Source organism: Ruegeria sp. CDSC079, assembly GCF_059610505.1.
On sequence record NZ_JBXWNT010000003.1, the window covers coordinates 237,598 to 262,901 of the forward strand.

Below are 25,304 nucleotides of genomic sequence, written 5' to 3' on the forward strand. Positions count from 1 at the left end.
TGGATGCTGTATCAACCGACCAGCGGCAGCAGTATTGCCAAAGACAGAGGGATGCTCACTGCGGCGATCAGGGTTTGCAATGTGACAATCGCTGCCATCAAAGGGGCATCGCCACCCAGTTGCTTTGACAGCGTGTACGAGGATGCACCAGTTGGAACCACAGAATAAACGACAGCAATTTGCAGCACATCCCGGGGCAATCCAACCGCCAACCCGACCACCAGTACCGCTATGGGGAAGACCACCATCTTGCCTAAGAACGCAAGGATAAGCGGTAGCACACTGGCGGCCATAGCGCGCACTCTCAAATTTGCGCCTACGGCCAACAGGGTAATCGGTAAAGCCCCGGCCCCTAAAACGTCTGCTACATCATGTAAAACCGGGATCCGGTCACCGATCAGCTGGTTGGCGCCGAACGCAAGCAATATCGAAATAACATAAGGATTGCGGGCAAGCTCGCGCAGGATTGCAACAGGCAAACTGGTGGCATTGTCGCGTTGCAGTGCACCGACCAGCATGACCACCATTACGATATTGGTGGTCGGCACCAGTATCGCAGTCGCAAGAATAGCGATATCTAATCCTGTGGGACCAAAAAGATTTGCCGCCAGCGCCAGCCCGATGAATGAGTTATGCCGAGCGCTTCCCTGTAGTATCGATGTACCTTGCGGTGCCGCGAACCCAAAAAGGCGCGCACTTATGAAGGCAAAGATCAGCGCCGCAACAAACCCGCCCAGAATGGTAACCGAGTAAAGGCCAAGCGCGGATTTATCGAGTGGCGACAGCGAGATTTTGGTAAACAGCAGACAAGGCATCAGTACCCAATAGACAAGCTTGTCGTTCAGGTTCCAGAAATCGGTGCTGGGGATGCCGCCCTTTCGAAGAGCCAAGCCCAAAGCGATGATCAGAAAGATCGGCAGGATGGAAGTCAGTGTCGTCAGCATGGCGATCCGTGGGCAAAAATGAACACACCCAACCCGACACTTTCAAAGAGTGAAGATCAATGTCATTCGACGCCGAAATTGTACCTCGGTCATCAGGATGCTTCGGACTCGTCGTCGATGACGCCCATTGCATCGATTTCGACCAATAACGATGGATCAGCCAATCCCTGCACGACAACACCGGTCGAACAGTGGTGCACGCCGTCAAACCAGCGATTGATCACCTCGTAAACGGCGGGGCGATAGGAGATGTCGGTGACATAGACGGTAAGTTTGCAGACATCCGCCAAACTGCCCCCGGCTTCTTCCATCCAGCGCTGGATGTTGCGGCAGGCCTGATCTGCCTGTACGCCCGGATCGCCTTCACCAATCAATGTTCCGTCCAGCAGAGTACCAACCTGTCCCTGCATGAACACAAAATCACCTCGGGCCCGGATCGCTTTGGAATAGGTCGCCTGCGCGTGATAGCGGGTCTGGTACTTGTGGATATGTGTGCGGGTCATGGCATCCCTTTCTTCAGGTGACGGCGCGAGCCAGATAGTCCTCTACCATGTCACTAAAGCTCTGTTCGACAGCGAATTCGAAACCATCCTTGCATCGCATCACCAATGCCTTGAGGCCAAACAGTTCAGTATAGGTGACAGCGTCTTTGCCGAATGCAGTGTCATGCAGATCCAACGGGCAGGCAATGGCCATCACTTCGCCCGCCTGCGGACCCACTACTTTGAAAAAGGCCAGAGTATCCGAAATCTGCACAATACTGATATTGGCGGGACAATCGGTAGGCTTGAGCTGTGCTCTCAACGTTTGTTCCAAATCCAGCGAAGCACGGGCGATCCAGTGGTCTCGCCCGATGTGATACAGCTCAATCGCATCTTTCTCTGTTCGTCTATTAGGCTTATCGGACAAACGGGGCAAAGCGTCCCCCACCCAGTTTTCAATCGCTGCCAATGCCCCTTTGAGATCGAACAGTGCGTTCAGACTCTGGCGTGTGATCTGTACGTCATAGCTCATCTCAGGACCTCAGTAATTTGCCGTCGGGGTCGTGGAACACCGGCTTGGTAATGGTGACCGGGATCACCCCATCTTTCAGGCGCACATGGGCGGATTCCCCATGCCGCGCGTGCCCGTTTTCCAGCAACGCCAAACCGACCCAACGGTCGTTCACCACACTCCAGACACAGGCGGTGACGAGTCCCTCGGTGGCTTCTTTTCGGCCTCCGGGGGTGAGCGGTGCACCTTCGGGCACTTGTCGATTGGGGTCTTCAGGAAGAATGCCAACCAGTTCTCGCCGGGTGCCGCCACCTTCACGACGCAGCCCAATCGAACGCTTACCCAAATAGTCAGGCTTCTTCTTCGACATGACCCATCCCATACCCAGATCGTAGGCATCTACAGTGCCGTCCACCTCATGCCCCAGTGACAGAAAGCCCTTTTCGACCCGCAGAACGTGGCTGGATTCCGAACCCACTGGCAGAATGCCAAAGGGCGCGCCCGCCTCGATCACTTTGTTCCACAGTGCAGCCATGTGGCGCGGCGCGACGTTGACCTCAAATGACAGCTCGCCAGTGAAACTGACACGCACGACGCGGGCCGGGATCCCAGCCACGCTGCCGTCGCGGAAAGACATGAAAGGAAAGGCCTCAGACGACAGGTCAATATCTGTTCCCAACGCCTGCATGACATGGCGTGCGTGGGGGCCGCATATGGTAGCGTTGTTCCACTGGCTGGTCACAGTAGTGATCATGACCTGCCAGTCGGGAAACTCAGTCTGAAGAAGCTTTTCCATGTGCTGGTTAACCGCGTCTGCATGACCCGTCGACGTTGAGATCATCCAACGGTGCTCGTCCAGTCGAAAGACCACCCCGTCGTCCAGGATCAACCCGTCATCAGACAGCATGAGACCATAACGCCCATCACCGAGTTTCAGGCTGGACATGACATTTGAGTAAAGAAAATCGAGAAAGTGCGGGACATCACTCCCTTTCAGCTCGAATGTGCCGAGGGGGGAGCCGTCATAGACGCCTACACCGTCACGCACCGTACGACATTCGCGGTTCACAGCCTCCTGCAACCCTTCTCCAGGTTTGGGGAAGTATCCAGGACGCTGCCAACGGGCACCAGCTTCGTACATCACCGCACCATTGTCCTTGTTCCACTGCGTGACCGGCGTGTGGCGGTAGGGGAACAACACTGTTTCCTCGCGCAAGCCTCCGATCGCGCCAAAAGAAACTGGTGTGTAGGGAGAGCGAAAGGTTGTCGTTCCAACATCCTGCAAGGGCACACCCTTTTGCATCGCAACAGTACCGATAATGTTGATATTACCGATTTTTCCCTGGTCGATGCCCATGCCGCCGGTGGTATATCGCTTGACGTGCTCGACATTGTCATAGCCTTCACGCAGGGCCAAGTGTACATCGCTAACCGCCACATCGTTCTGCAGATCCAGAAATGCCTTTCCACGTTGCCCCGCGACGTCTACGCGCCATAGCGGCTCGATGGCATAGGGCAGGTCCGAACCTCCTTCGATAATCCCGTCAAGCGTCAACTCTCCTGCGGCAGCTCCGACAGCGCGGCAAGCTTGGGCGGCCTGATCGGGTACGAAAGCGGATAACTCCTCATCAAACCGCAGAGTACTTCTGGATTGAGACCACAGATGCACGGTTGGGTTCCAACCGCCGGAATGGCCCAGCAGGTCACAATCGATCCAGGTCTCCGCCCCACTACTGACGGATACCGCACGTACCGCGCGCACCCGCTTGTGACCTCGCACACCTGCGGCGACGGTGCCTGTATGAACGGTGACGCCCTGTGCCATATCCAGTGCGGCTTGCGGCACTGTATCGCGACTGTCTAGGATTGCGACGACCAACACACCTGCTGCCATTAGGTCAGCTGCAACTGCGTAAACGCTGTTGTTGTTGGTAAAAAGAACAACTCGTTGTCCCGGAGTGACACCCCAACGATTGACATAAGCCTGTACTGACGAAGCCAGCATGACGCCCGGCCGATCATTGTCTGCAAAAACCATGGCGCGTTCGGTGGACCCGGTGGCGACAACCACCTCGTCTGCACGCACCCGCCAGCTCCGCTCCAGAATATTGCCTTCTAAGGGTTCCCGTTCATTCGCGATCAAAAGATTATGTTCGCGATAGGCCCAGACTGTTGCATTTTGCAGATGGATAACGTTGCCCATCCCACGCAATTCTTCAACAGTTTCAGCCACCCAGTCCAAAGCGGATCGCCCGTTGATTTTTAGATCCCGGTTTAACAGGCTGCCACCTGCCTCTGTTCCCTCATCAGCAATGAACACACGTTTGCCAGACCTGCCCGCCTCCAGCGCGGTCTGCAATCCGGCAGGTCCCGCACCAGCGATCAACACATCGGCATGGGCATGACGCGCTTCGAAGTGGCCCGAAGTAGGAGGTTGCGCGGGTGCTGCAGCCAGCCCCGCAGCTTTGCGGATAGATGGTTCGAACAGATGCCAGTTGGGCCACTTGAATGTCTTGTAGTAGAAGCCCGCTGGAATGAAACGTCCTAACAGCTGATTAACGCCACCAAGATCAAACTCGGGCGAAGGCCAGCAGTTGACTGAGCGGGCGCTCAGCCCATCGCGCAGCGGCACAGTTGTTGCCGGACGGTTACCCGATGAATCTTCACCGTCCAGCTCGACTAAAGTCGCCGGTTCCTCAGGTCCATGACCAACGATGCCACGCGGGCGATGATATTTGAAACTGCGGGCTGTGATACGGACCCCATTGGCCAGCAAGGCCGAGGCCAGAGTATCTCCTTTGTAACCTTCATAGGTTTTCCCGTTAAACCGGAACGTCATTGGGCAGGTGCGATCTATACGCCCACCCGAGGCACGACGATTACTCTGAGCCATCGGGTGCCTCCACAATGTCATGGGTTCGGGTATCGCGCCAGATCGTCAGCCATTCACCGCAACCTCGCCCGTGCCACCATTTTTCCTGCACCGGTCCTAACGGGTTCGGTGCTACAGTCAGGTACTCAACCCATTCCGCGTCGCTCACGGCATTTGGATCAGGCCGATCGGCACCGACAGGGCCGCCAAAGATAAATTCACTTTCGTTACGCTTACCGCAGAATGGGCAGGGGATAAGCAACATGGTCCTGTCCTCTCTATCGGGCGGTTGTGGTGCCGGCTTCCATCACAAAATCCAGATGACGGAATCGGTCGAGGGTAAATGAAGACATCAGCGGATGAGGCTGACCCTTAGCAACCAGATGGGCTAGGGTCAGACCGCCTGCCGGGATCGCCTTGTAGCCACCCCACCAACCCGCCGTGATGAACAGCCCCGGCACTTCGGTCTGATCCATGATAGGCGAGGCGTCATGCGCGATATCCAGATGCCCGCCCCATTGTCGCATCAGCTTGAGCTTTTTGAATGACGGGAACAACGACAACATCGTCGTCACAGTATCTTCGAACACGTTTTGCTTGATGTCCCGGCGAAAGCTCTGGCCCATGTCAGGCGCGCCGCCAATTACCATTTCACCCTTGTCAGATTGACTGAAATAGAACCCGCTGTCGGGGCAATTCACGATCACATCGACCAACGGCCGGACTGGCTCGGAAACAAAAGCTGTCAGGTTCATAGTTCGCAACGGCAGCTTCAGCCCGGCGGTTTCCGTCAACGTTGTGGTATGTCCAGACACCGCTACGACAACTTTCTTGGCTCGAATGGTTCCGCGATTGGTTTCGACACCGTCGATCGCGCCGTCTGCACCTCGGATCAGCGATTGCACTGCGGTCTGCTGGTGGATCTCGACCCCCATCGCGTCCGCCGCGCGGGCATATCCCCAGGCCACTGCATCATGCCGGTTCACACCCGCATCGGTATGTACCATGCCGCAAATGATTGGCAGCCGAGCATCAGGTCCTCCGCCAGTCAGCGCGGGAATGCGACGGCGTAATTCGTCTGTATTGATCTGCTCGTAAGTTGAGCCGTAGATGTCCATGACCAATTGCCGTCGCCGAAGCTCTCGCAGCTTGGGCCAGGTCTGTACGACATCTACCATGGTGCGCTTTGAGTGCATCATATTGAAGTTCAGCTCGTGTGTAAGCCCTTCGTACATTGCGACTGATTTGACATAGAACGGGATCGACTCGTCCCGCATGTAGTTTGAACGGATTGTCACCGTATTGCGCGCGATGTTACCGCCGCCCAGCCAGCCTCGCTCCAGCACGGCGACATCGGTAATGCCAAATTCCTTGGCCAAATAGTAGGCAGTGGCCAGACCGTGACCCCCTGCCCCAATCACGACAACTTCATACTGGTCTTTCAGGGGTGGGCTTCGCCAGGCCAAGGGCCAGTTGCGATGGCCAGAGAGCGCGTTTCGAGCGAGTGAGAACACAGAGTATTTTTGCATATTGGTAATTATATTTACTAATAAGCAACCTTCGTCAATAAATAAATTTACCTGAATGCAATCCCCGTTTTGGCGCGCCGCTGCATTTGAACGAGTCATCGCGCACATCGCGTGCATGACTTGTTGTGGTATTTGCTGGTTTGGTCAGGTTATTTCGGGTAGGGTGCGTCATGCATGTTCGCATCAAACAGTTTCACCGAAACCTAGCCGGAAAATGGTCAACCCGGTCGAAATGGCCCTGTTTCATCATAAACTGTCGCAGCTCTCCAACATCCTAACTCCATGAGAACTTAGGCGCATAGCGCCTGTTTTTTTACTGCCCTGAATCTCGGGTAGAATTTATGGATGGAAAAGCAATGACAAAATCAACTGAAATTATGACGGTTCAGGATACCTATGCACGCGACGGTGTCGTGCTGCTAAGGGATATCCTATCTGACGAATGGCTGACCAAACTGCGACACGCTGTAGATACCGAAATCAAAAAGGGCGACCGCTATTTCGCCTACAAGAATATGCGTGAAACGCCGGGTGTGTTTCAGGACTATTGCCTGAAGTCGGATATCGGCCAGCGCGTGTCTCAGGTAGCTGGCAGCCCATGGACATCGCTGATCTATGACCAAATATTCGTGAAGGAGCCGGGAACGCAGACTCAAACCGGATGGCATACAGATCAGCCTTATTGGCCGGTCTCCGGCCCGATCATGACAATGTGGATCGCGCTTGACCCTGTAGACCCGGACAATGGAGCGCTGGAATTTGTACGTGGTTCACATGCGTGGGGGGCCAAGTACCGTCCGTTCAAAACCGATCAACTCGGTGGTTTTCTACACCATCTGGAACAGGACAATCCCGACTATATCGATATGCCAGATTTTGAGGCAAACCGCGACGACTACGACATCTTCCATTTTGAGAATATGCAGCCCGGTGATGCATTGGCCTTTGACGGGATGACCGTTCATTCTGCTATGGGTAACAGAACCACCACCCGTCGCAGGCGAGGGTATGCAATCCGTTTTGCCGTTGACGGAGCAACTTATGAGCCACGCGATTCCGTCACCGAATGGCTGCATGATGACAGTCTTAAACCGGGCGCGCCGTTTGCCGGTGGACGGTTCCCCGTCATCTACGAAACTGCGTAAATCTGCGGCAGAGGGCTGGATTTCCCAGCCCTCTGCCAAGATCTCAGGCCTTCCGCGCGACGGCCTCCTGTGACGTATTCTCGGCCTCGATAGCACGGTCAAGAACGCGTCGGAATTGTTTGGCGCCCGCATCGAGGCCCAAATCAATATTCGATGTAGTGGCGTTCTTCATACCTTTGTGGACTGCCTCCAGCACATCCTTATCCTCTAGAAATGCCTTACGCGCACCGTCATTCATGTAGGTTGACACTTCGGCATCGTCGGCAAGAGAATTACGATGCTGGAACCAGAAATACCTCGTCCGATCCTCATCAATCGGGGTCATGAAATTATATGAGATATTGATGAAGGTTTCAGCAACCGGACTCTTGTCATACCCACCGGTTCCAACCGGCGTGTAAATGGACTTGTTCAACCCGATGGCAGGCATGCACATCTCATAATGTTGCAAGCGGTCGCATTCGCCCCCGAACGCCACAAGCTTGGAATAGTAAGGTGAAGGCGGTTTGTTCTCAATCCAGCGCGACACGATTACACCGCGATCTGTCTTTTCCACGTTCAATGGTTCTTCGTCCGTCCCTGCCCCCGCAAACGAACTCACGTGCACCCAAGCCACATGGCTGGGATCAAGCAGGTTGTCACAGACCCAAAGGTAGTGGCAATCGATATCCATCACGCCACCATCCGTCATGCCCCAGGTTGTGTTATCGAAATTCTCTACGGGGAAAATCTGATCAGGATTTGCCAGTGCCGGATCCCCCATCCAGATCCAGAGCAATCGATAGCGGTCAACCACCGGATAAGATTTGACAACCGCACGGCGTGGGGTCATCCCACGCTGGGTGGGGCTGTCTATGCACTTGCCCGAGCAGTCGAAAGTCAAACCGTGATAGCCGCACTCGACCAGATCGCCTATCAGATTGCCCTTTGACAAAGGCAGCTTGCGATGCGGGCACGCATCCTCCAGGGCAACCGGCGCGCCATCCTGCTGGCGATAAAGCACGACGTTTTCGCCCAGAAAGGTCTCGGCCTTCAAATCGCGACCAATATCTTTGCTCCATGCGGCAACATACCAGCAGTTTTTCAGATACATGATCCCGCTCTCCGTTCAATATCTAGCTTGCGCCAATATGGGGTAATTTCCCCGCACTTCGCCATGCTGGATTGGTAATGGGACATATAAGGTCTACTAATTTGACTCGTTTGCGAGCAGCGGGATGTCGGGTTGCGCTTTGGCTTCGGCATGAATCCAGTTCAGGAATTCGCTGACCTTTTGGCTATCCTTCGTCTCATGCCGCCGCACCAGCCAGTAGGACAAAGGCGATTGCGTCAAATGTGGGAACGGTCGCACCAATCGGCCATCACAGAGCGCGTCGATCACGAGCGGCTCACGACCGAGCGCCACGCCGAGCCCTTCGATTGCAGCTTGTACAACCATATTCGACTGCCCCAACCGACGTGTACGCAGCACTGTCGGCAAGTTAAGATCACATTGCCGGGCCCAGAATTCCCACGTCGGGTTAGCCGCACCATGACGTAGGTTTTCATCCACAAGCAGTGTGTGACGAGACAAATCTTTGATGCCATGAAGATCGGGTAACAGAGCTGGAGCACAGACAGGAAAAAGCCGTTCTTCCATCAACAGATCGGCCTGCAACCCTGGGTACTCACCCAGCCCATACCGAATGCCGATATCCGCATCGGCACCAGAAAAGGGGTGCTGCCCGGTATCTGTAGCGATCGAAATCGACAAGTCGGGATGCGCCAAATCAAAGTGAATAAGCCGCGGAAACAACCAGTTAAACGCAAAGCCCGGCAGACATGAAATGACTATTGTTCGGTCGCTGCGAGTTTTATCCCGCAACTGAGCGCAGACGTCAGAAATACGCCCCAATCCATCGGATATAGCCAGAGCCAGCTGTTCGCCCTCGCGTGTGGGACGTGACTGCCGCGCACCGCGCACCAGCAATTCTCTGCCAAGCCATTCCTCCAGCGACCTTACATGCTGGCTTACCGCACTTTGACTTACACCCAGCTCTTCGGCTGCTGGCGAAAAGCCGGAATGGCGGACGACCGCCTCAAAAGCGCGAAGCGCCGAGTATGGCAAATTCAGGATCATATTAGCTATCCTAATGTCAGGCATTACTTCTTTCAAATGGATTAGAGTCGATACAGGGCTCTAGATTTCTAAGATCAAATCTTTGGGGGTACTGATGTCCGACACAACGCCCGGGCGAGGAGCGCTAAACCTTCTGGTGAACTGTGCCCATGCAACAGCGGGCGACCGGTTGCTGATCGCCTACGAGCCTCCGCAGTTCGGGTATTTCGACTCAAATTGTGTAGACATCGTCAGCCAGGCGGCACAGCACCTAGGGCTAATTGTTGATGCGGTTGATGTGGGTTTCAACCCTGACAACCCCCATCTCTCGCCCGACCTTCTTGTCCGATTTCGAGCTGCAGACATCATCCTGTTCTTGGCGCGCCTGGGCGATCAGTTGCGGTTTTCGGACATGCCGCAGGGCAAAAGGATCATTGTCAGTTTTGCGGTGAACAAAGAACTGCTGGGCTCGGGGTTTTCGAACGGCCACCACGATGCGTTTCTGGAACTCAAGTCAGACGTCAATGCAGTGCTTGATGCGGCAGACGAAGTCCGGATCACCTGCCCGTTGGGAACTGATGTACGTGGACACCCGATTATGGATCTGAAGCCCACTGGGGATACCTCGATCCTGCGCTTTCCGGTGTCCGTCTTTACACCGGTTCCAGCACATAGTTTTTCTGGCAGGGTGGCCGTCAGTTTTCTTACCGGGACCGGGTCGAGGTATTATGACAATTATACTGTCGAATTCGACGAACCGGTTTTTGCAATCATGGAAAATGGCCGGCTAACGCGGTTCGACGGCGAGCTTGCTAATGTTGCAAGGGCTGAGGCCCACTATGACCGGGTTGCCGGGCAGTTCGACATAGATCGTAATTTCGTACATTCGTGGCATGCTGGGATTCACCCAGGCTGCGGATATCCCTGGGATATGCGAGAAAATTACGAAAGATGGGGCGGGTCTGCTTTTGGCAATCCGCGTATTCTGCATTTCCACACTTGTGGAGCTTATGCCCCCGGTGAAATCAGCTGGAACGTAATCGATCCGACCATTGTGATCGACGGCGAGACTTACTGGGACAATGGTGTTTTTCACGCTGAACGGCTGCCTGCTGGACCGTCAATTCTCGATCGCCATTCCTGCGCGGCGGCATTGTTTGCTGATCCTGATCCGAATATCGGATTGCGTGCGGTTATCTGATCATTCCTAACTTGATCGAATCGCGTCCAGATAGGATGATCTATTGTTAATAGGACCCGATCACGTTGGTCTTATGGTGCGGAGCACTCCCGTCTCCGGTGCCGGCATGTACGAAGAGGGCAAAGTCCCCCGCACCGGCAAAATTATGGAACCCATATGTCAAAAGCTATCGTTACGCCGCTGACTCAGGCCTTGGCCGAAGGAAAACTCACGCGCGAAGAACTCAAAGGATTCATGCAACGTTCAAACGGACCGGGATTGCGCCATCTGGCGCTTTGGATCCTGTTGCTTGCGTTTACCACGACGCTGATAACACTTGCCTGGAACAGCTGGCTGATCTGGCTGGCAATGTTCCTTCAAGGCGTTGTCCTGGTGCATCATTTTTCGCTGCAGCACGAATGTGTGCATTACACAGTGTTTCGGACACGCTGGCTGAATGATTTGGTTGGTCAGATCTGTGGGCTGATCATCATTCTGCCGCACCGGTTTTTCCGGTACGAGCATTGCGACCATCATACCTATACCCAACTCACCGGCGAAGATCCTGAACTTATCCCTATGCCCAAGACGATTGGACAGTATCTTCTTTACCTTTCAGCCCTGCCCTATTGGCGCGGTAAGTTCACCGAAGTGTTCCGACATGCCCGCGGACGGCTGAACGAGACAGAGCTGCGCTTTATCCCCAAGGTCGAGCACAAAGCGGTTTTTCGGGACGCGCGCCGGATGCTTGCCATTTACACCGCCATTTTTCTAGCCATGGCTCTGACCGGCTGGTGGGGCCTGATCTGGTATTGGATCATTCCACTGTTTCTGGGGGAACCAGTTATGCGATTTGTGCGAATGACCGAGCATGTGGGGCGACCAACGGTTGCCCAGATGTCGGAAAACACCCGCACCAATCTGGTATCAACACCGATGGCCTTTCTGTGCTGGAACATGAACTATCACGCGGAACATCATTACGTTGCATCGGTTCCATTCCATTCGCTGCCGCGTTTGCATGAAAAGCTGAAGGATCACATTTTTGTCGAAAGAGGCGGCTACTTGGCAGCGCATCGTGACATTCTGCGGCAAATTTTGCAGCGTGAACCCGAGCAATCGGCAGAGGTTTGAGCGATGGGAAATGAGAAACCATGGCGCGACCTGATCGATGTTGCGAAGCTGGAAAAGAACTGGGTCACGCGCGTTGAGATCGGACCACGGCTAATTGCCGTTTATGATACGCCAAGCGGTGTTTTTGCCTCGCTGGCGCTGTGTAACCATGGCGGCGCTGATTTATGTGACGGCTACTTCGATGGACACGTGATTGAATGTCCGTTGCATCAGGGCGCGTTCGATGTACGAGACGGCAAACCCGTGTCAGCACCCGCAACGCGAGCAATGCGCATTTTTGACACTCGGGTCGAAAATGGAATGGTTCAGGTCAGGCTATGAATGTGTCCACATACCTGTCAGCCATGTGCGCTAGGCAAGCGCCGGTATTCCGGGAATAGCCACATATCCGTGTAATGCTTCAACCCGTCGGATCCAATTTTGAACCGACGGGTACGGGGACAATGGAATGTTGCCCTGATAAGCTAACGCTGTGTACGGGTAACAGGCCAGATCCGCCAGGGTCAGCCTGCCACACGTCAGCCAAGGGCTGTCTGACAATTGCCGCTCCATGATCTCCAGCGACGCCTCGCCCAGTGATTGCGGTCCGATCAGATCAATATCCCGTTCAAATAAAACAATCGCTCTGGCTGTTGCCATGCCGTGAAATATCTCATTGACCGAGAATGAGAGCCACTGCTGAATCTCGCCGTGTTCTTCCGGTGTTCTGGGTCCCCAATTCTCAGCATCGTATTTCTGTGCCAGGTACAACATGATTGCCGTACTGTCGCGCAGAACAAATCCGTCATCATCGAAAACAGGAACCTTGTGCAGCGGGTTTATCCGCAGAAACTCTTCCTGTGTCTGGTCACAGTTCAGCAGATCAATATCGATGAGCTGATATTCAAGCTTCAGCAGCGACAACAACAATCGGACTTTGTGGCAGCTACCAGATAACTTGAAATCATAAAGACGTATCATTCGGGTCGTCCGACCTATCGTTTATCCGATCGTTTTTCGAGGCGGGCAAAGATACGGCTGAGGCCGAAACAGACGATAAAATAGAAAGCTGCTGTCGTGATCCAGGCCTCAAAGATCATACGTGAGGACGCAACAAGTTCGACGGTCTTGTATGTCAGTTCCTGTACTGAGATCAGTGACAAGATCGAGCTGTCCTTAATCAACGAAATAAATTGGTTTGCCAGCGGCGGGACCACTTTCTTCAACGCTTGAGGCAGGACTACATAGCGAAGTTCCTGTAGTTGACTCATCCCGATCGAACGCGCGGCTTCGCGCTGGCCTTTCGGAATTGACTGAATACCCGCCCGGATAATTTCCCCGACAAAGGCGCTTTCAAACAACGCCAGAACGATGACTCCGGAAACCAGCGAAGGGAAACGCCGCATTTCGCCAAAAAAGAAAGTCCAGACCTGGTTGTTCTCTTGTCGCGCGATCCCACGCGCCCAGCGTTCGAGATTCAGGGCGTCAATCAGTTGTTGGGACAGGAAAAAGAAGAAGATAAAGACGACAACAACCGGTGGCACGTTGCGCAAAAACTCGAGGTAGGTTCGGGCCAGCATCCGGATTGTCAAATTAGCTGAACACCGGGCAACGCCCAAAATAGTGCCCAACAGAAGGGCCAGAATGCCGGAATAGATACTGATGCGGACGGTGGCAGCTAGCCCCTGCAAAAGCAGGTTGGCAAAGTACTCTTCACGACTTGAATGCCAGCCGACGATATATCCAGGAATAAGCTCCCAGCGCCATTTGTAATTGAGCGTGCCTTCGATCGACAGCCAGATATACCCGAAAAAGGCAATCAAAATCGCCATGATCAGGTAGTCGGGCCATCTGAGCTTCTTGATGAAATTCTGCACCGGGCGCGCTCCGCGTCAATCTCGGGGGCGGTGCACCCGCCCCCGGTTAGTTTAGTTACTGCGCAACCTGATCAGCCCACTCTTCGGTGGCGAACCAATAGTTGTGACGCTCTTCCAGCCAACCGGACCGCCATTGCTGTGCAATCCAGTTGTTGAAAAAATTCATGGCATCCGGATCACCTTTGCGCACCCCAAAGGCCTCACCGCGCGGGTCATAGAGATTTTCGAACGGAACGGACAACGTTTCAGGATTGCGCCCCGCTTCGCGGTTTGGAGTCGGTTGCGCAGCCATTGATGCATGCGCGTTGCCGTTTAGAACTTCCTGGGTCGAGGCCCCGTCCTCATCGAACAAAAGCAAGGTCGCATCAGGGAAGTTCTGTGCGATCACCGCAGCCGGGGTCGCACCGCGGCGGGCGGCAAAAGTGATCTCTGGTTTATTGAAATCTTCCAGTGTCATGCCTTCGGTCATCGATTTGTTGGCAAGGATGGCCAGACCTGAATAGGCGTAAGGATCGGTAAAGTTGATGGTCAGGTTTCGCTGCGCGGTCATCGACATACCTGAGATAATCACGTCGAAATTGGACGACACCAACGCAGGGATGATGCCATCCCAGGCGGTTGGAACGAATTCGACCTCGACCCCCATGTCTTCGGCCAATTTGCGCCCAACATCCAGTTCGAATCCGATCAGCTCACCATTATTGTCACGCATCGACCACGGCACGAACAGTGAAAGACCAATCCGGATCACCCCGTCCTGCTTGATGGTTTCAATCACACTTTCACTGGACAGTTCCTGGGTCGCGCTTTGCGCCCAGCTTGAGGTCGCCAGTCCAGTCGCCACGACCGCACCCAGGGCTACCCCGAGCATTCTGCGAGAAAGCTTCATATTGGTTCTCCTTGTTGTCCGACAATTTGTTCAGGTTTATTGGTCGACGGCATATTTCTTCTCCAGATAGCTCACGCCGATCGACAGGATCAGGGTCACCACCAGATAGACCAATGCGATGGTGAACCAGATTTCGAAACTCATGTAGGTGTCAGAAATGATGTTACGTCCGAAAGTGGTCAGTTCGGCCACCGCAATCACGCTGACAATTGCTGATGATTTGATCAGATGAACGACCTCGCCGGTCATCGGCGGGAGCATGAACCGCACCGATTGCGGCAGGATGATGTAACGATAGATCTGAAAGGGGCTCATCCCGATGGATTTGGCCGCTTCCCACTGGCCCGTGGGGATGGCGTTGATCCCCGCCCGCAAAATCTCAGATATCAACGCAGAATGAAACACCGCCAGGGTCAAGATACTCGCGGTATAACGATTAAACCCGAAGATCGGACCCAGCACATAGTAAAAGAGATAAAGCAGAACCAAGAGCGGGATGTTCCGGATAAGCTCAAGATAGCCAACCGCAACCGCTGAACCTACGACCAATCCGGACAGCCGCAATAGCGCCAACAACAATCCCAGAACGGTTGCCAGCAAAAAGGCCGTGACGGATAGTTGAATAGTGGCGACCAGACCAATCGGAATTTCGCCCCACTCGAACCCAACCTCGGTATTGCGGTACAGGAACTGTGGTACGCGGTACCACTGCCAATTATACCCCATGCCCTGAGCACCAGCATAAGAGCCATAGGCAATCAAACCTACGATGATTGTATAGATAGCGATCGATACGGGTACTGAGCCAAAAAACCTCTTAATGACCGGCGGTTTCGGCAGCGCCTGACCTGTAGGTCCCGATATGCCCAGATCGCTCATATCAGTGTTCCAGAATTTGGTTTAGGAACAAGCGACAGCGTTCGCTTGAGGGGTTGGTAAAGAACTGTTCCGGCGGCGAAACTTCGACAATTTGCCCCGCTTCCATAAAAACCATCGTATCAGCGACCTTACGGGCAAATCCCATCTCATGGGTGACGACGACCATGGTCATACCGGTCTCAGCAAGTTCAACCATCACATCCAGCACTTCGTTGATCATTTCGGGATCAAGGGCAGAGGTCGGCTCATCGAAAAGCATGATCCGGGTTTCCATGCACAGGGATCGTGCAATGGCCACCCGCTGTTGTTGTCCACCAGATAGTTGAGCCGGGTATTTATCTGCTTGTTCAGGAATGTGGACCCGGTCCAGATAATTGCGCGCAGTCTCTTCGGCTTGAGATTTTGATACCTTGCGCACCTTCATCGGTCCGATCATCAGGTTTTCAAGAACCGTCAGATGCGGAAACAGATTGAACTGTTGGAAGACCATCCCAACCTCTTGCCGTAATTCGCGGATTTCCTTTATGCCTTCATATACTTCGATCCCATCGATCACGAGACGCCCGGAATTGTGCCACTCCAAACCATTGAAACAGCGGATCAACGTAGATTTCCCCGAACCGGACGGGCCGCAGATCACCACCTTTTCACCCTGATGAACACTCAGATCAATGTTCTTAAGCGCATGAAATGAGCCATAGAATTTATCCAGGTTGGTTACCTCAATCATGGGAGAAGGTTGGTTCATGACGGGCCTGTCGTTTCGGGAGACCACACTTTCGGGTGTCCTCGTGAGTGGATGGAAGCAGAGGTGAGAAAGCTACCGCCCCGAAAAACCGTCGGGAAATTCTGTTGCCGTGGCTCGATCCGGGGATTGCCCAGATAGCAGCCGTTGGCTTGGCGATGCGATTGAGTGGAGCAATCGGGCAAGGCCATAGAATCCTCAAATCTGTTGCACGCTAATTAATATGGTTGCTTAATATGCAATATTCGTCAATAAAAAACTCAACGGGCAGGTTTTGACTGCCTAAAAATTGAGCTGACGACCAAGGGAGGAAACATAAATGTCTGCCTGGATTCGGATGATTTCTGACGAAGAAGCCGACGATCAGCTAAAGGCCACATTGGATATGGCACGCACGCCGCACGGGACGGTGGATAATGTCATGCGCGTGCATTCCCTGCGGCCCAACACAATGAAAGGGCATGTTATTTTGTACCGAGCGTGCCTGCACGATCACGCAAACTCCATACCGATGTGGTTTCAGGAAGTCATCAGCTCTTACGTGTCGACCCTGAACAACTGCCCCTACTCCTATGCCAACCACTGGGCAAACGCTCGGCACCTGATTGATAACAATGCGCGCGCCGATGAAATTGAAGCTGCGCTAAAAGCCCACCAACCGCAGGATGCTTTTGAAGGGGCACACCTTGCTGCATTGATCTATGCCGAGAAACTTACCCTAGCACCCGGAACGATGGTTGAGACGGATGCAACCACACTGAAAGATGAAGGTTGGGAGGACGGCGAGATCCTCGAAATCAACCAGATTGTGAGCTATTTCAACTATGCCAACCGTTTACTAAACGGTCTCGGCGTCACCACGGATGGGGACGTCGTGGGTTACTACGCCGACGAGTGACAGGATGTATCATGCAAGGTGACACTCCGGGAAGACAAATTGATCGCGCCATCGGCGCGTCGCTAAAAGAGCTGCGCCAAAGCCGGAAGCAATCAGCCCGCCGACTTGCCGAACAGTCTGGCATATCTGCGGCGATGGTCAGCCGCATAGAGAATGGATTGGTTTCGCCCTCGATCGACACATTGGCCGCATTGGCCGAGGCGCTTGAAGTGCCCATCGTCTCGTTGTTTCGCGAAGCAAGAACGGATCACACCGACTATACCCTCGTTCGTCACGGGCAGGGATTGAAATCCACCCGGCTGGCCAGCGGTCATTCCCATGAGTATGTCAATCTCGCGCTACATTCCCGGAAAGATCTGAGGTTTCAGGCACGCCGTGTAACCCTGCTGCGTGACGAGGGCCATCCACCAACCTACGTGGGTCACGGCGTTGTCTTTGTTCAGGCGATAGAGGGGCAAGCGGTTTATCGTTATGGTGAGGCCCGGTTCACTTTGTCGGCGGGGGACAGTATCAGCGTGGATGCCGAACTGAACCATGGGTTTGAAGAAGTTTTGACACCCGAATTTGTCTTTTTGACCGTGCAGGCCGAGCGCCCGTAATGACCTGCTGATATGGCCATTCCAGCCGAACTTGATCTGACACGCGGACCGATCTCGGCGCATTTTCGAACACTGGCAATTCCTGCCGCAGTCGGAATGCTGTTCAACACCCTCTACAACGTCGTGGACATGTTCTTTGCTGGGCTTTTGTCCACCAGCGCACAGGCCGGGTTGGCACTGGGGTTTCAGGCGTTTTTTATTGCCATATCGGTCGGCGTTGGGCTTGGGGCCGCGATGAGCGCTCTTGTTGGAAACGCTCTGGGAGCCGGCGATCATCGCAAAGCCCGTCGGCTGGCAGCGCAAGGAATGAGCTATGGACTCATAGCGTCCGGCCTATTGGCATTGGCTGGGCACTGGTATGGTCCAGCTCTGATCCGGCTGGTGTCTGAGCCGGGCGCATATCGTGATGCGGGGCTGCGTTACTTCTATTGGTTGCTTTTGGCTCTGCCTGGGTTCTTGCTGGCGTTTGGGTGCAACGGTATCCTACAGGCGCACGGCGATGCGGTTTCGATGCAGCGCGCACTCGTGGTCGCATTTTTTGTCAATATCGGTCTAAACCCGCTGTTGATCTATGGCATTCCAGGTCTGGTTCCCGGCATAGGCTTCGATGGTTTGGCTGTCTCGACCGTCATCAGTCAGACCGGCGTCATGGTCTTCATGGTCCGGCAAGTACTCGGACGGCGAAGGATGAGGCGCATACGATTCCGAAACTTTGCCCCACGTTTGGAAAAGTTTGCCGAAATATCTGTCCAGGTTCTACCAACAGCCACATCCTTCATGGTGATGTTGCTGTCAGGTTTTGTCATGCAGTTCGCCCTGAAAATCTTTGGGGAACACGCAATCGCGGGCCATGGAGTGGCAATTCGACTTGAACAGATTCTACTTTTGCCGGTGCTTGGTGTAACCGGGGCGCTGCTACCAATTGCGTCCCAAAATTTTGGAGCCCATGAATACGCGAGAGTAAGGGAAGCAGTATTTTATTGCTGGAAAGTTGGCTTCATCATGACAGCTATCGCAGCGCCTACTCTATGGATATTTGGAAGACCCTTGCTGCGGCAGTTTACTGATGACCCCGAAGTCATCCGCGTTGGAGTGAGTTACTTGCGCGTCGACAGCCTGATACTGCCTTTCTATATGATGCTTTTTTCGATCAACTCTCTTTTGCAGGCTTTGAAAAGACCGATCTGGACGGTGTGGATCAGCCTGTATCGGCAGGGGTTTGGGGTAGCCTTTTTTGTCTGGGTTTTTGTTTGGCTGCTGGGCTTTAACGAAACCGGTGTTTGGTTTGGCACCGCGGCTGCCGTTGTGACAGGATGGGCGATCGCTCTTATCGTGACCACACATGTAGCACAGCGCGAGATAGGGGGGTTTTGGGTGTTGTCACGTTAACATCCAGTCCACAAAGAAGTGCCCGTGCTCAGATTTCAAGCTGCTTGGGAGGCGACATTCCAGGCATCAAATGGATAGTGCCAACTTGTTTGCGCGTTCTGAACTGGTTACCGCTCACGCATAAAGATGCCGTTCAAAATGCCGCGCCTGAAGGGCTATCGTTTTTCCGCGAGAGATCATCGCCTAAGCCGCCTGGATTTACCATCGTTTTGCGCTCAGTACTGCTCAGGTTAAAATTCTGCGCGCAGTGTTACGGTCAGCGGTCTGAACTTGATGACCCAGCGGCGGAGGGTCGCGTAAGAAATATCGACCCCGCGCTGCAGAAGCCTCGCGTCAACTTCACGCAAGCTCGAACATAAGGCCACCCAGCCTGGGTAATGATCCGAGGAGGAAATCGGCGACGCTTGTAGGTGATGGACGATGGATTCATCGATGCCACCTACGACCAATTCCAAGCATGAGTAACCAAACAACGGTTAATGTGACAACACCTCAGAATGGGTTCCCACAGATCGATTGGATCTAATTCCGGATCGTGAATGCGAGCAAACCTTCCAATCCCCCATCTCGACTTCGGCGCCGCTTTCGATTCTGGCAACATTCAGCTCTTTGAACATCGCATCAAAGTCCGCGACGTAGAATGTTCAGGATGAAGCCCCGGTCTCCGGGATAGTAGTCGCTGTCTTTCGGGAACGTCGAAAAGATTGTCACGCTGCGCTCGCTGATCCAGGATTGCATGGTGGGCGAAGCCGGAGTTGAGGGGATTGATAGATGGGTCCCATACCATTCTGCTAGTCTAGCCGGATCATCAGATCTGAAGAAAGATCCTCCAATTCCATAAATTTGTGCAGTGTTAGATCTCCTTTGGTTAGTTTCGGTAAGGATCGTTCTTCTGGCCGATGACACAAATCGCCGGAGTGGCCCCGCCAAAGATCTCGATTTCGGTCACGTTCTCGAAACCAACAGCGTGGAGCGCTTCCTCGATGCTGGCGATCATGCGTCGCGCAGCACCCGGGCCATCCGCGTCCAGCCGTGGTTGATAGGTGGTCAGGCAAAGCCCGCCAGTAGCCAATGCTTCATATACTGCACCAAAAAACCCGTGTTTGTCGCTCTGAAACTGTATGACGTTCAGCGAGAAGATGCGGTCAAATGCGCCCGGCCAGTTAGCAAGGCGGTCGATCCCGCCCTCGATCAACGTGACTCTGTCTGCGGCACACTGTTCTCTTAGCCGATTGCGAGCCTGCCGGATCATCACCTCGGAATGGTCAAGACCGACCACCCGCCCTGACGTTACAACAGAGGCACATTTTGCGAGGGCCAGACCCGGGCCGCAGCCGATCTCAAGCACGCGGCTATCGGGCGACAGAGCCATCAAATCGACTGTTCTGTCATTTCGGAAACGGTTCGATTGCCGCGCTGCCATGATCCGTCCCGCCAACGCACCCAACAGGCCCGATGGATGCCGAAACTGTGCGACGATCTTCGGTTTCATCGACACTACGCGTTACCCGCGCGAGACATCCACAGGGGCATCGCCAGCAACCCGCCAATCGAAAGAACGAGAACGCCGAGGGCAAGCGCATGGCGATACGCCATCTCGGGAAACCCCAGAAGGTCCACCGCAAAGGTATTCCACGACCACAGGGCGGCGACACCCCATATAAATAGTGCGACAATGACGATGCCGAGGGTCTTGCTGTGGCGTTTCGAGTGCTGAATCATGTTAGCTCCCCTTCTCCATCATGATTTCAAGCGCGTCGTTGAGACTGGCCAACAGCTGCGCCGAAGCTGCGACATCATGCGCTGCCGTGGCCTCGGCCAACGCGGCCATCGGTGCGTCTTCCCGGTCCTGCATCTCGGCAAAAAGATCAATGCCGGTTGGGGTGGGCAAATAAAGTACTGATCTCTTGTGATCGGGATTGTCCTGCGCGTGGGCAAGACCCTTCTCCAACAGGGTATTCATGTTTTTCTGCACATGCTGACGCGAGACACCTTTGGCTTTGGCGATATCGGGCACCGTTTGTGGCGCCTTGAAGATCAATGCCTGCAGGACCGCCCGCATCGACGGATTGATATCCAGATCGGCGTGCAGAGCTTCGGCAACGGATTTGAGCCGGTTGAACGCTGTCCTTATTTCTCTGATCAGTGCGGTGAGTTCTTTGTTTTGCTGCGTCACGCGGGGGCTCCGGGATTCTATTTGACAACTTAGGTGTCACTATGAATTATGACAACTTAATTGTCAATATGGTGATGCTGCTCATGTTCACGCAAACCCATCTACTGATCGGAGCCGCAATCTTCGCGAGGCCGGGACGTACTACAGTTGCTCTGGCTGGTCTGATGGGCGCGTTAGTGCCTGATACCGATGTCTGGGCGATGTTCATAGTCGAGCGGCAGCAAGGGGCCAGCGGGTGCGAAGTGTTTCATTATCGGTACTGGGAGCAGCCGTGGACAACGCTTCAGATGCTGCTGAACTCGATCCCCTTGTATCTCGCCCTTATCGCCCTGGGCCTCACCGGTCTGATCCTGCCTGCCGTTTGGCCACGTAGGATCGCGCTGATCGTGATCGTGTTCGCCAGCTCCGCACTGCTTCATGTGGGGGTTGATTTTCTGCTGCACCATGACGATGCGCGCGCGCAATGGATGCCTTTCACGAACTGGATCTTCCGCTCACCAGTTTCCTATTGGGAACCTCGATACTACGGTCGGGTTTTCATGGTGATCGAGATCGGCTTGGGGCTCACTCTCGCCGTATTGATCGGCCTGCAGTTTCGGTCAAGGTGCGTATGGGCGGCGGTTGCAATTGTGTCGCTTGGTTACGCAGGGTCGATTGCCGCTGGTCTGGTGTCCGGTGACGACCACGTGCGGGGGCCAGGGTCCTGCGAAATTCTGGAACTGGATGCTGCGTCAATGCTCACTGCCGGTGCGGGCAAGTCGATGATAGGCGCGCACGGAGATGGCCATGATTAAAGATCATTTCATGCGATGGCGTTGGAAAATGTGGGGCGCATGGTGCATCCTTGCGGCTACCGGCGTGGCGTATGGGGTTTTCGCTATCGCAGCAAGTATTGGCCTTGCTGAAACTGACAAGATGCGCGCGCTGCCGTTGCCATTTCAAATCCATGCTCTGGCTGGCGGAATCGCATTGATCGCCGGGATAATGCAGTTCAACCCTGCGATACGAACCCGTTTCATTCGCGCGCATCGCTGGGGTGGCCGCATCTACGTCTACAGCGCATGTCTGGCGAGCATCGCGGCGGTACTCAATGCTGCATTCTTCGATGTGAGCTGGGCCGCGAGATTGTCGTTTTTCCTGCTGGGATTCTTTTGGCTTCTGTCCACGATTTTCGCATACAAGATGATCCGGAAACGCAATATTTCTCTCCACCGTGAATGGATGTTGCGAAGTTATTTCCTGGCGTTTTTCTTCGTGACATTCAGCTTCTGGGTGCCGGTCCTGGCAGGCGACAGTCAGGAAACAGGCACGGCATATTTCATCGCTGTAGCGATGAGTTGGGTCCCCAACCTCCTACTTGCAGAAGTATGGATTCGAAGAACGCGCAAGAGAGGCAGAGCGTCAACAAATTGACCGAACGCGAGGTTTTGTATTTTGCCAAGGAGCCGATATGCGTCGGAAGCGCAGCGTTTGTCAGAATGGGCTCTTTGCGATCATGCGGCAGTGCAGATCACCGCTTCGGAGGAAGACGCCCGTGCCGACGTTGACGGCCCAGAGCCGACATCCCTCAGCCAACTTACATGCTGCGGTCGCAGCCCGCATTACTGCCCTTCGCCGCGAGTGCAAAGCCAGAAGGCCATTATGCTCACTGTTTGCGGACGAAGCGGTCATGTCGAGGTATTCCTCGAATGGCCGCTTCACTAGATTGGGTCCGATCAAGTGAACCTGAGCTTAGGCGTCCGCTGCCTCACTGCGGGTCATGATGATCTCGCGGGTGATCTGCCAGCGGCCATCCTCAAGCACGAAGTCGATGCTGAGTGAGATGAGCTGATAGCGACCGGTTGCATCGTTCTTTCGGCTGACGACGATGTGGCCATGCGTGTCGTCAGCTTCGACCAGGTGATACTTCACCCAAGGGTTGTCGTCTTTCAGTGCGCCCATGTTGTGTTTGATGAACTCCATGAATCCGGGTTTGTCGTTGCGCATCAGGGTGCCATCGTTCAGCAGAAGATAGGTCTGCATGTCGCGGTGATAGAGGTTGTCGAGCACTTCGAACGAATGCCCTGAGACGCCGTGGATCAGCCCGTCCAGTGTCTCTTCGACAGCGGAGGCGTTGGAGTGGTTTTCGGTCATAGCCATTGAAATGGTCCTTTTGGGAAAAGGTGGTTTGGCGCGAGCGATCAATCGGTCGCGTAGTTGCTGAACATATCCAGCACGATCTGCCAGTTATCGTCTTCGCTTTCGCGCTCCAGGACGTAGATGTATGATCCTTCAAGCTGGAAGCCCTGACTTTCGACGGCGGCGCGGGTTATGCCTTTCATGACCGCCTGCGTGCCGTCGTCAGAGATGAACAGGTCTTCGATCGTGTGCGACAGCTCGCCTTCGTTCTCGCTCATGAAAGTGATGGTCTGACGCGGAACACCGTCGCGGCCTTGCGCTGGAGGTGTCGCTGGCGCGATCCAGAACGCATCTTCGTCATAGAGGGCAATGAGCCCGGCTGCGTCATGGGTTGCCGCCAATTCATTGAAACGATCATTGAAGGCGATCAGGCTTTCCCGTGCTGCGCTTTGTGCAGCGGTTTCGGCGAATGCGGGCACTGCCAGAGAGGCAACGAGGGCAATAGTGAAGAGAGCGGATGTCAAGCGCATAAGCTTGTCCTTTCGGTTTAGTGTATTGATTTTAGGGAGTTAGAGGGAGCTTGCCTTATGCGGCGCGCGTCCCCCGGATTGGGTAGTTATTCTCAGGGTTGCGGATAAAGCGCAGACCGCCAAGCAAGGTTTTCAAGTCTGGCCGAGCGAATGGCGCGTTGGAGATATCCGTGACCTGCACCTGACCATCTGCGTTCACGATAAAGATGCCGGGTTCTGCGAAGGGTTGATCCGTTTCCGCTGCCGACCGAGGATCAGACACATAAAGCCCAAGTTCGTGCATTTGGTTGAGGCTCAGATCATACCCAACCGGATAGCTTGACTGCATCAGTGCGATCTGGTCGGTCGCCTTGGATTCAGGGTCGGCGGAGACCGCGACAACATCTACGCCAAGAGCGTGAAATTCTGTCAGCAGGACTTCCAACTCCTTCAAATAGCTTGTGCACATCGGGCAATGCTTACCTCGATAAACGACGACCATTTGCCAATCATGCCCTCCATGCGGAGCACCGAGAATAAGGTCACCCCCGCCTAATTTGGGCACTGTGATTGCGGGAAACTGTGATCCAGCAGGTGTTTTTCGTGATGACATTTTTCTTGTCCTTGCGTTTTGTGATGATCGTTATAAAAATACCAAAAGCGAAACGTCAAGGAATTTTGTAATGATTGTCACAAAAAAAGTTGGGCGGCCCAAAACCTTCGACCGGGACGAAGCCCTCACCAAGGCCATCGGCGTGTTCTGGAAACAAGGTTATGAAGGCGCATCGATGAAGCTGTTGACAGATGAAATGGGGATCAACAGTCCCAGCCTTTATGCAGAGTTCGGTGACAAGCACGGCCTTTACTTGGAAGCAATCAACAGCTATGCGACGAATGATGCCTGTGCGCCCTTGGTCGCATTGGAGACCGTGCCCGATATTCGGCAGGCTGTTCGCGCCTTCTTTGAGGCTGTGATTGACTACTCAACGCACCATGACAGTGGGGCAAAGGGGTGCTTTCTTGTTTCTTGCGTCGCGACAAGTGCTGGGCACGTGGACGGCACCGCCGAATTGCTACGAGACGCGATCATATCGACAGATAAGCGCATCACGGCCCGCTTTGATCAGGAAGTGATTAACGGTAAGTTGCCGCAGCGTTTTCCGAGCGTTGATCGTGCCAAAATGATGTTCGACCTACGGCAGGGCATGGTGTTCCGGGCACGTGCCGGATTCTCAGATGACGACCTGGCGGGCGACATAGATAAGTACGTGAACTCTGTTCTAGCGAATTCCGAAAGCTGACTTTGGTGCAAAGCGCAGCATCGGTAACTCTGGGCTCAGAGTGGACCTAG

Annotated in this window: 29 protein-coding genes; 10 read left to right on the forward strand and 19 right to left on the reverse strand. The window is 54.2% G+C overall.

Annotation, left to right across the window (positions count from 1 at the left end):
* Positions 1-11: 11 nt before the first annotated feature.
* The 6 genes from AC2FIC_RS06960 to AC2FIC_RS06985 all read right to left on the reverse strand — a co-directional run bounded on the left by AC2FIC_RS06960 (position 12) and on the right by AC2FIC_RS06985 (position 6,338).
* Positions 12-944, reverse strand: coding sequence for an AEC family transporter (locus tag AC2FIC_RS06960; protein WP_496691494.1), 933 nt, complete (start codon positions 942-944; stop codon positions 12-14).
* A 92-nt stretch (positions 945-1,036) separates the two neighbouring features.
* Complete coding sequence (locus tag AC2FIC_RS06965) at positions 1,037-1,447, reverse strand: RidA family protein (protein WP_496691493.1); 411 nt, start codon at positions 1,445-1,447, stop codon at positions 1,037-1,039.
* A gap of 13 nt (positions 1,448-1,460) precedes the next feature.
* On the reverse strand, positions 1,461-1,958 hold the full coding sequence (locus AC2FIC_RS06970; protein WP_496691492.1) for a sarcosine oxidase subunit gamma: 498 nt from the start codon (positions 1,956-1,958) through the stop codon (positions 1,461-1,463).
* A gap of 1 nt (position 1,959) precedes the next feature.
* On the reverse strand, positions 1,960-4,830 hold the full coding sequence (locus AC2FIC_RS06975) for a 2Fe-2S iron-sulfur cluster-binding protein (protein ID WP_496691491.1): 2,871 nt from the start codon (positions 4,828-4,830) through the stop codon (positions 1,960-1,962).
* Positions 4,817-5,074: a sarcosine oxidase subunit delta gene (locus AC2FIC_RS06980; RefSeq protein WP_496691490.1), complete on the reverse strand. Its 258-nt coding sequence runs from the start codon at positions 5,072-5,074 to the stop codon at positions 4,817-4,819. The genes AC2FIC_RS06975 and AC2FIC_RS06980 overlap by 14 nt, the downstream gene beginning before the upstream one ends.
* A 13-nt stretch (positions 5,075-5,087) precedes the next feature.
* The gene (locus tag AC2FIC_RS06985) at positions 5,088-6,338 is read right to left on the reverse strand and encodes an FAD-dependent oxidoreductase (RefSeq protein WP_496691489.1); all 1,251 of its coding nucleotides are present in this window, start codon (positions 6,336-6,338) and stop codon (positions 5,088-5,090) included.
* A gap of 356 nt (positions 6,339-6,694) precedes the next feature.
* Here AC2FIC_RS06985 and AC2FIC_RS06990 point away from each other — a divergent pair, with 356 nt between their 5' ends.
* Positions 6,695-7,483 (forward strand): phytanoyl-CoA dioxygenase family protein, encoded by a 789-nt coding sequence (locus AC2FIC_RS06990; protein ID WP_496691488.1) that lies wholly within the window; start codon positions 6,695-6,697, stop codon positions 7,481-7,483.
* Between the two features lie 43 nt (positions 7,484-7,526).
* Here the strand turns inward: AC2FIC_RS06990 and AC2FIC_RS06995 are convergent, their stop codons facing one another.
* Together AC2FIC_RS06995 and AC2FIC_RS07000 are read right to left on the reverse strand one after the other, a co-directional pair.
* The gene (locus tag AC2FIC_RS06995; protein WP_496691487.1) at positions 7,527-8,576 is read right to left on the reverse strand and encodes an aromatic ring-hydroxylating dioxygenase subunit alpha; all 1,050 of its coding nucleotides are present in this window, start codon (positions 8,574-8,576) and stop codon (positions 7,527-7,529) included.
* A gap of 96 nt (positions 8,577-8,672) precedes the next feature.
* Positions 8,673-9,602 carry a LysR substrate-binding domain-containing protein gene (locus AC2FIC_RS07000; protein WP_496691486.1) on the reverse strand — a complete coding sequence of 310 codons (930 nt, stop codon included), beginning with the start codon at positions 9,600-9,602 and terminating at the stop codon, positions 8,673-8,675.
* 94 nt (positions 9,603-9,696) lie between these two features.
* Here AC2FIC_RS07000 and AC2FIC_RS07005 point away from each other — a divergent pair, with 94 nt between their 5' ends.
* From AC2FIC_RS07005 to AC2FIC_RS07015, 3 genes are all read left to right on the forward strand, one after another.
* The gene (locus AC2FIC_RS07005) at positions 9,697-10,782 is read left to right on the forward strand and encodes a hypothetical protein (protein WP_496691485.1); all 1,086 of its coding nucleotides are present in this window, start codon (positions 9,697-9,699) and stop codon (positions 10,780-10,782) included.
* 156 nt (positions 10,783-10,938) lie between these two features.
* On the forward strand, positions 10,939-11,895 hold the full coding sequence (locus tag AC2FIC_RS07010; protein WP_496691484.1) for a fatty acid desaturase family protein: 957 nt from the start codon (positions 10,939-10,941) through the stop codon (positions 11,893-11,895).
* A 3-nt stretch (positions 11,896-11,898) separates the two neighbouring features.
* Entirely contained in the window at positions 11,899-12,216 is a 318-nt protein-coding gene (locus AC2FIC_RS07015) for a non-heme iron oxygenase ferredoxin subunit (protein ID WP_496691483.1), read from the forward strand.
* Positions 12,217-12,246: 30 nt separating this feature from the next.
* Here the strand turns inward: AC2FIC_RS07015 and AC2FIC_RS07020 are convergent, their stop codons facing one another.
* The 5 genes from AC2FIC_RS07020 to AC2FIC_RS07040 are packed head-to-tail and all read right to left on the reverse strand — an operon-like array spanning position 12,247 to position 16,249.
* A complete protein-coding gene (locus AC2FIC_RS07020) occupies positions 12,247-12,855 on the reverse strand; it encodes a glutathione S-transferase family protein (protein ID WP_496691482.1) in 609 nt (202 codons plus the stop codon).
* 14 nt (positions 12,856-12,869) lie between these two features.
* On the reverse strand, positions 12,870-13,751 hold the full coding sequence (locus AC2FIC_RS07025; RefSeq protein WP_496691481.1) for an amino acid ABC transporter permease: 882 nt from the start codon (positions 13,749-13,751) through the stop codon (positions 12,870-12,872).
* 55 nt (positions 13,752-13,806) lie between these two features.
* Entirely contained in the window at positions 13,807-14,640 is an 834-nt protein-coding gene (locus AC2FIC_RS07030) for a transporter substrate-binding domain-containing protein (protein ID WP_496691480.1), read from the reverse strand.
* A gap of 36 nt (positions 14,641-14,676) precedes the next feature.
* Positions 14,677-15,519 carry an amino acid ABC transporter permease gene (locus AC2FIC_RS07035; protein ID WP_496691479.1) on the reverse strand — a complete coding sequence of 281 codons (843 nt, stop codon included), beginning with the start codon at positions 15,517-15,519 and terminating at the stop codon, positions 14,677-14,679.
* 1 nt (position 15,520) lies between these two features.
* Positions 15,521-16,249, reverse strand: a complete 729-nt coding sequence (locus tag AC2FIC_RS07040; RefSeq protein ID WP_496691478.1) for an amino acid ABC transporter ATP-binding protein — start codon at positions 16,247-16,249, stop codon at positions 15,521-15,523.
* Positions 16,250-16,583: 334 nt separating this feature from the next.
* Here AC2FIC_RS07040 and AC2FIC_RS07045 point away from each other — a divergent pair, with 334 nt between their 5' ends.
* From AC2FIC_RS07045 to AC2FIC_RS07055, 3 genes are read left to right on the forward strand one after another with little or no spacing between them, the layout of a single operon-like run.
* A complete protein-coding gene (locus tag AC2FIC_RS07045) occupies positions 16,584-17,162 on the forward strand; it encodes a carboxymuconolactone decarboxylase family protein (RefSeq protein WP_496691477.1) in 579 nt (192 codons plus the stop codon).
* Between the two features lie 11 nt (positions 17,163-17,173).
* Complete coding sequence (locus AC2FIC_RS07050) at positions 17,174-17,761, forward strand: helix-turn-helix domain-containing protein (RefSeq protein ID WP_496691476.1); 588 nt, start codon at positions 17,174-17,176, stop codon at positions 17,759-17,761.
* Between the two features lie 12 nt (positions 17,762-17,773).
* On the forward strand, positions 17,774-19,150 hold the full coding sequence (locus AC2FIC_RS07055; protein ID WP_496698212.1) for an MATE family efflux transporter: 1,377 nt from the start codon (positions 17,774-17,776) through the stop codon (positions 19,148-19,150).
* Positions 19,151-20,018: 868 nt separating this feature from the next.
* Here the strand turns inward: AC2FIC_RS07055 and AC2FIC_RS07060 are convergent.
* The 3 genes from AC2FIC_RS07060 to AC2FIC_RS07070 are packed head-to-tail and all read right to left on the reverse strand — an operon-like array spanning position 20,019 to position 21,326.
* Positions 20,019-20,642: an SAM-dependent methyltransferase gene (locus tag AC2FIC_RS07060; protein ID WP_496691474.1), complete on the reverse strand. Its 624-nt coding sequence runs from the start codon at positions 20,640-20,642 to the stop codon at positions 20,019-20,021.
* A 5-nt stretch (positions 20,643-20,647) separates the two neighbouring features.
* A complete protein-coding gene (locus tag AC2FIC_RS07065; RefSeq protein WP_496691473.1) occupies positions 20,648-20,872 on the reverse strand; it encodes a hypothetical protein in 225 nt (74 codons plus the stop codon).
* A gap of 1 nt (position 20,873) precedes the next feature.
* Positions 20,874-21,326: a MarR family winged helix-turn-helix transcriptional regulator gene (locus AC2FIC_RS07070; protein WP_496691472.1), complete on the reverse strand. Its 453-nt coding sequence runs from the start codon at positions 21,324-21,326 to the stop codon at positions 20,874-20,876.
* Positions 21,327-21,409: 83 nt separating this feature from the next.
* Here AC2FIC_RS07070 and AC2FIC_RS07075 point away from each other — a divergent pair, with 83 nt between their 5' ends.
* Both AC2FIC_RS07075 and AC2FIC_RS07080 read left to right on the forward strand, forming a co-directional pair.
* Positions 21,410-22,120, forward strand: a complete 711-nt coding sequence (locus AC2FIC_RS07075) for a hypothetical protein (RefSeq protein WP_496691471.1) — start codon at positions 21,410-21,412, stop codon at positions 22,118-22,120.
* Positions 22,113-22,739, forward strand: a complete 627-nt coding sequence (locus AC2FIC_RS07080) for a DUF2306 domain-containing protein (protein WP_496691470.1) — start codon at positions 22,113-22,115, stop codon at positions 22,737-22,739. Before AC2FIC_RS07075 ends, AC2FIC_RS07080 begins: the two co-directional genes overlap by 8 nt.
* A 318-nt stretch (positions 22,740-23,057) precedes the next feature.
* Here the strand turns inward: AC2FIC_RS07080 and AC2FIC_RS07085 are convergent, their stop codons facing one another.
* From AC2FIC_RS07085 to AC2FIC_RS07095, 3 genes are read right to left on the reverse strand one after another with little or no spacing between them, the layout of a single operon-like run.
* Complete coding sequence (locus AC2FIC_RS07085; protein WP_496691469.1) at positions 23,058-23,465, reverse strand: hypothetical protein; 408 nt, start codon at positions 23,463-23,465, stop codon at positions 23,058-23,060.
* Between the two features lie 41 nt (positions 23,466-23,506).
* Positions 23,507-23,974 (reverse strand): YybH family protein, encoded by a 468-nt coding sequence (locus AC2FIC_RS07090; protein ID WP_496691468.1) that lies wholly within the window; start codon positions 23,972-23,974, stop codon positions 23,507-23,509.
* Positions 23,975-24,029: 55 nt separating this feature from the next.
* Positions 24,030-24,566, reverse strand: coding sequence for a redoxin domain-containing protein (locus AC2FIC_RS07095; RefSeq protein WP_496691467.1), 537 nt, complete (start codon positions 24,564-24,566; stop codon positions 24,030-24,032).
* On the opposite strand from AC2FIC_RS07095, the gene AC2FIC_RS07100 reads away from it, so the two are divergent.
* On the forward strand, positions 24,520-25,254 hold the full coding sequence (locus AC2FIC_RS07100) for a TetR/AcrR family transcriptional regulator (RefSeq protein WP_496691632.1): 735 nt from the start codon (positions 24,520-24,522) through the stop codon (positions 25,252-25,254). The two genes, AC2FIC_RS07095 and AC2FIC_RS07100, sit on opposite strands and share 47 nt — an antisense overlap.
* The last annotated feature ends 50 nt before the right edge of the window (positions 25,255-25,304 follow it).

Excerpts from the sequence above, each read along its gene's own strand:
- AC2FIC_RS06960 (WP_496691494.1), bottom strand. The coding sequence starts at position 944 with ATGCTGACGACACTGACTTCCATCCTGCCGATCTTTCTGATCATCGCT.
- AC2FIC_RS06965 (WP_496691493.1), bottom strand. The coding sequence starts at position 1,447 with ATGACCCGCACACATATCCACAAGTACCAGACCCGCTATCACGCGCAG.
- AC2FIC_RS06970 (WP_496691492.1), bottom strand. The coding sequence starts at position 1,958 with ATGAGCTATGACGTACAGATCACACGCCAGAGTCTGAACGCACTGTTC.
- AC2FIC_RS06975 (WP_496691491.1), bottom strand. The coding sequence starts at position 4,830 with ATGGCTCAGAGTAATCGTCGTGCCTCGGGTGGGCGTATAGATCGCACC.
- AC2FIC_RS06980 (WP_496691490.1), bottom strand. The coding sequence starts at position 5,074 with ATGTTGCTTATCCCCTGCCCATTCTGCGGTAAGCGTAACGAAAGTGAA.
- AC2FIC_RS06985 (WP_496691489.1), bottom strand. The coding sequence starts at position 6,338 with ATGCAAAAATACTCTGTGTTCTCACTCGCTCGAAACGCGCTCTCTGGC.
- AC2FIC_RS06990 (WP_496691488.1), top strand. The coding sequence starts at position 6,695 with ATGACAAAATCAACTGAAATTATGACGGTTCAGGATACCTATGCACGC.
- AC2FIC_RS06995 (WP_496691487.1), bottom strand. The coding sequence starts at position 8,576 with ATGTATCTGAAAAACTGCTGGTATGTTGCCGCATGGAGCAAAGATATT.
- AC2FIC_RS07000 (WP_496691486.1), bottom strand. The coding sequence starts at position 9,602 with ATGATCCTGAATTTGCCATACTCGGCGCTTCGCGCTTTTGAGGCGGTC.
- AC2FIC_RS07005 (WP_496691485.1), top strand. The coding sequence starts at position 9,697 with ATGTCCGACACAACGCCCGGGCGAGGAGCGCTAAACCTTCTGGTGAAC.
- AC2FIC_RS07010 (WP_496691484.1), top strand. The coding sequence starts at position 10,939 with ATGTCAAAAGCTATCGTTACGCCGCTGACTCAGGCCTTGGCCGAAGGA.
- AC2FIC_RS07015 (WP_496691483.1), top strand. The coding sequence starts at position 11,899 with ATGGGAAATGAGAAACCATGGCGCGACCTGATCGATGTTGCGAAGCTG.
- AC2FIC_RS07020 (WP_496691482.1), bottom strand. The coding sequence starts at position 12,855 with ATGATACGTCTTTATGATTTCAAGTTATCTGGTAGCTGCCACAAAGTC.
- AC2FIC_RS07030 (WP_496691480.1), bottom strand. The coding sequence starts at position 14,640 with ATGAAGCTTTCTCGCAGAATGCTCGGGGTAGCCCTGGGTGCGGTCGTG.
- AC2FIC_RS07035 (WP_496691479.1), bottom strand. The coding sequence starts at position 15,519 with ATGAGCGATCTGGGCATATCGGGACCTACAGGTCAGGCGCTGCCGAAA.
- AC2FIC_RS07040 (WP_496691478.1), bottom strand. The coding sequence starts at position 16,249 with ATGATTGAGGTAACCAACCTGGATAAATTCTATGGCTCATTTCATGCG.
- AC2FIC_RS07045 (WP_496691477.1), top strand. The coding sequence starts at position 16,584 with ATGTCTGCCTGGATTCGGATGATTTCTGACGAAGAAGCCGACGATCAG.
- AC2FIC_RS07050 (WP_496691476.1), top strand. The coding sequence starts at position 17,174 with ATGCAAGGTGACACTCCGGGAAGACAAATTGATCGCGCCATCGGCGCG.
- AC2FIC_RS07055 (WP_496698212.1), top strand. The coding sequence starts at position 17,774 with ATGGCCATTCCAGCCGAACTTGATCTGACACGCGGACCGATCTCGGCG.
- AC2FIC_RS07060 (WP_496691474.1), bottom strand. The coding sequence starts at position 20,642 with ATGAAACCGAAGATCGTCGCACAGTTTCGGCATCCATCGGGCCTGTTG.
- AC2FIC_RS07065 (WP_496691473.1), bottom strand. The coding sequence starts at position 20,872 with ATGATTCAGCACTCGAAACGCCACAGCAAGACCCTCGGCATCGTCATT.
- AC2FIC_RS07075 (WP_496691471.1), top strand. The coding sequence starts at position 21,410 with ATGTTCACGCAAACCCATCTACTGATCGGAGCCGCAATCTTCGCGAGG.
- AC2FIC_RS07080 (WP_496691470.1), top strand. The coding sequence starts at position 22,113 with ATGATTAAAGATCATTTCATGCGATGGCGTTGGAAAATGTGGGGCGCA.
- AC2FIC_RS07085 (WP_496691469.1), bottom strand. The coding sequence starts at position 23,465 with ATGGCTATGACCGAAAACCACTCCAACGCCTCCGCTGTCGAAGAGACA.
- AC2FIC_RS07090 (WP_496691468.1), bottom strand. The coding sequence starts at position 23,974 with ATGCGCTTGACATCCGCTCTCTTCACTATTGCCCTCGTTGCCTCTCTG.
- AC2FIC_RS07095 (WP_496691467.1), bottom strand. The coding sequence starts at position 24,566 with ATGTCATCACGAAAAACACCTGCTGGATCACAGTTTCCCGCAATCACA.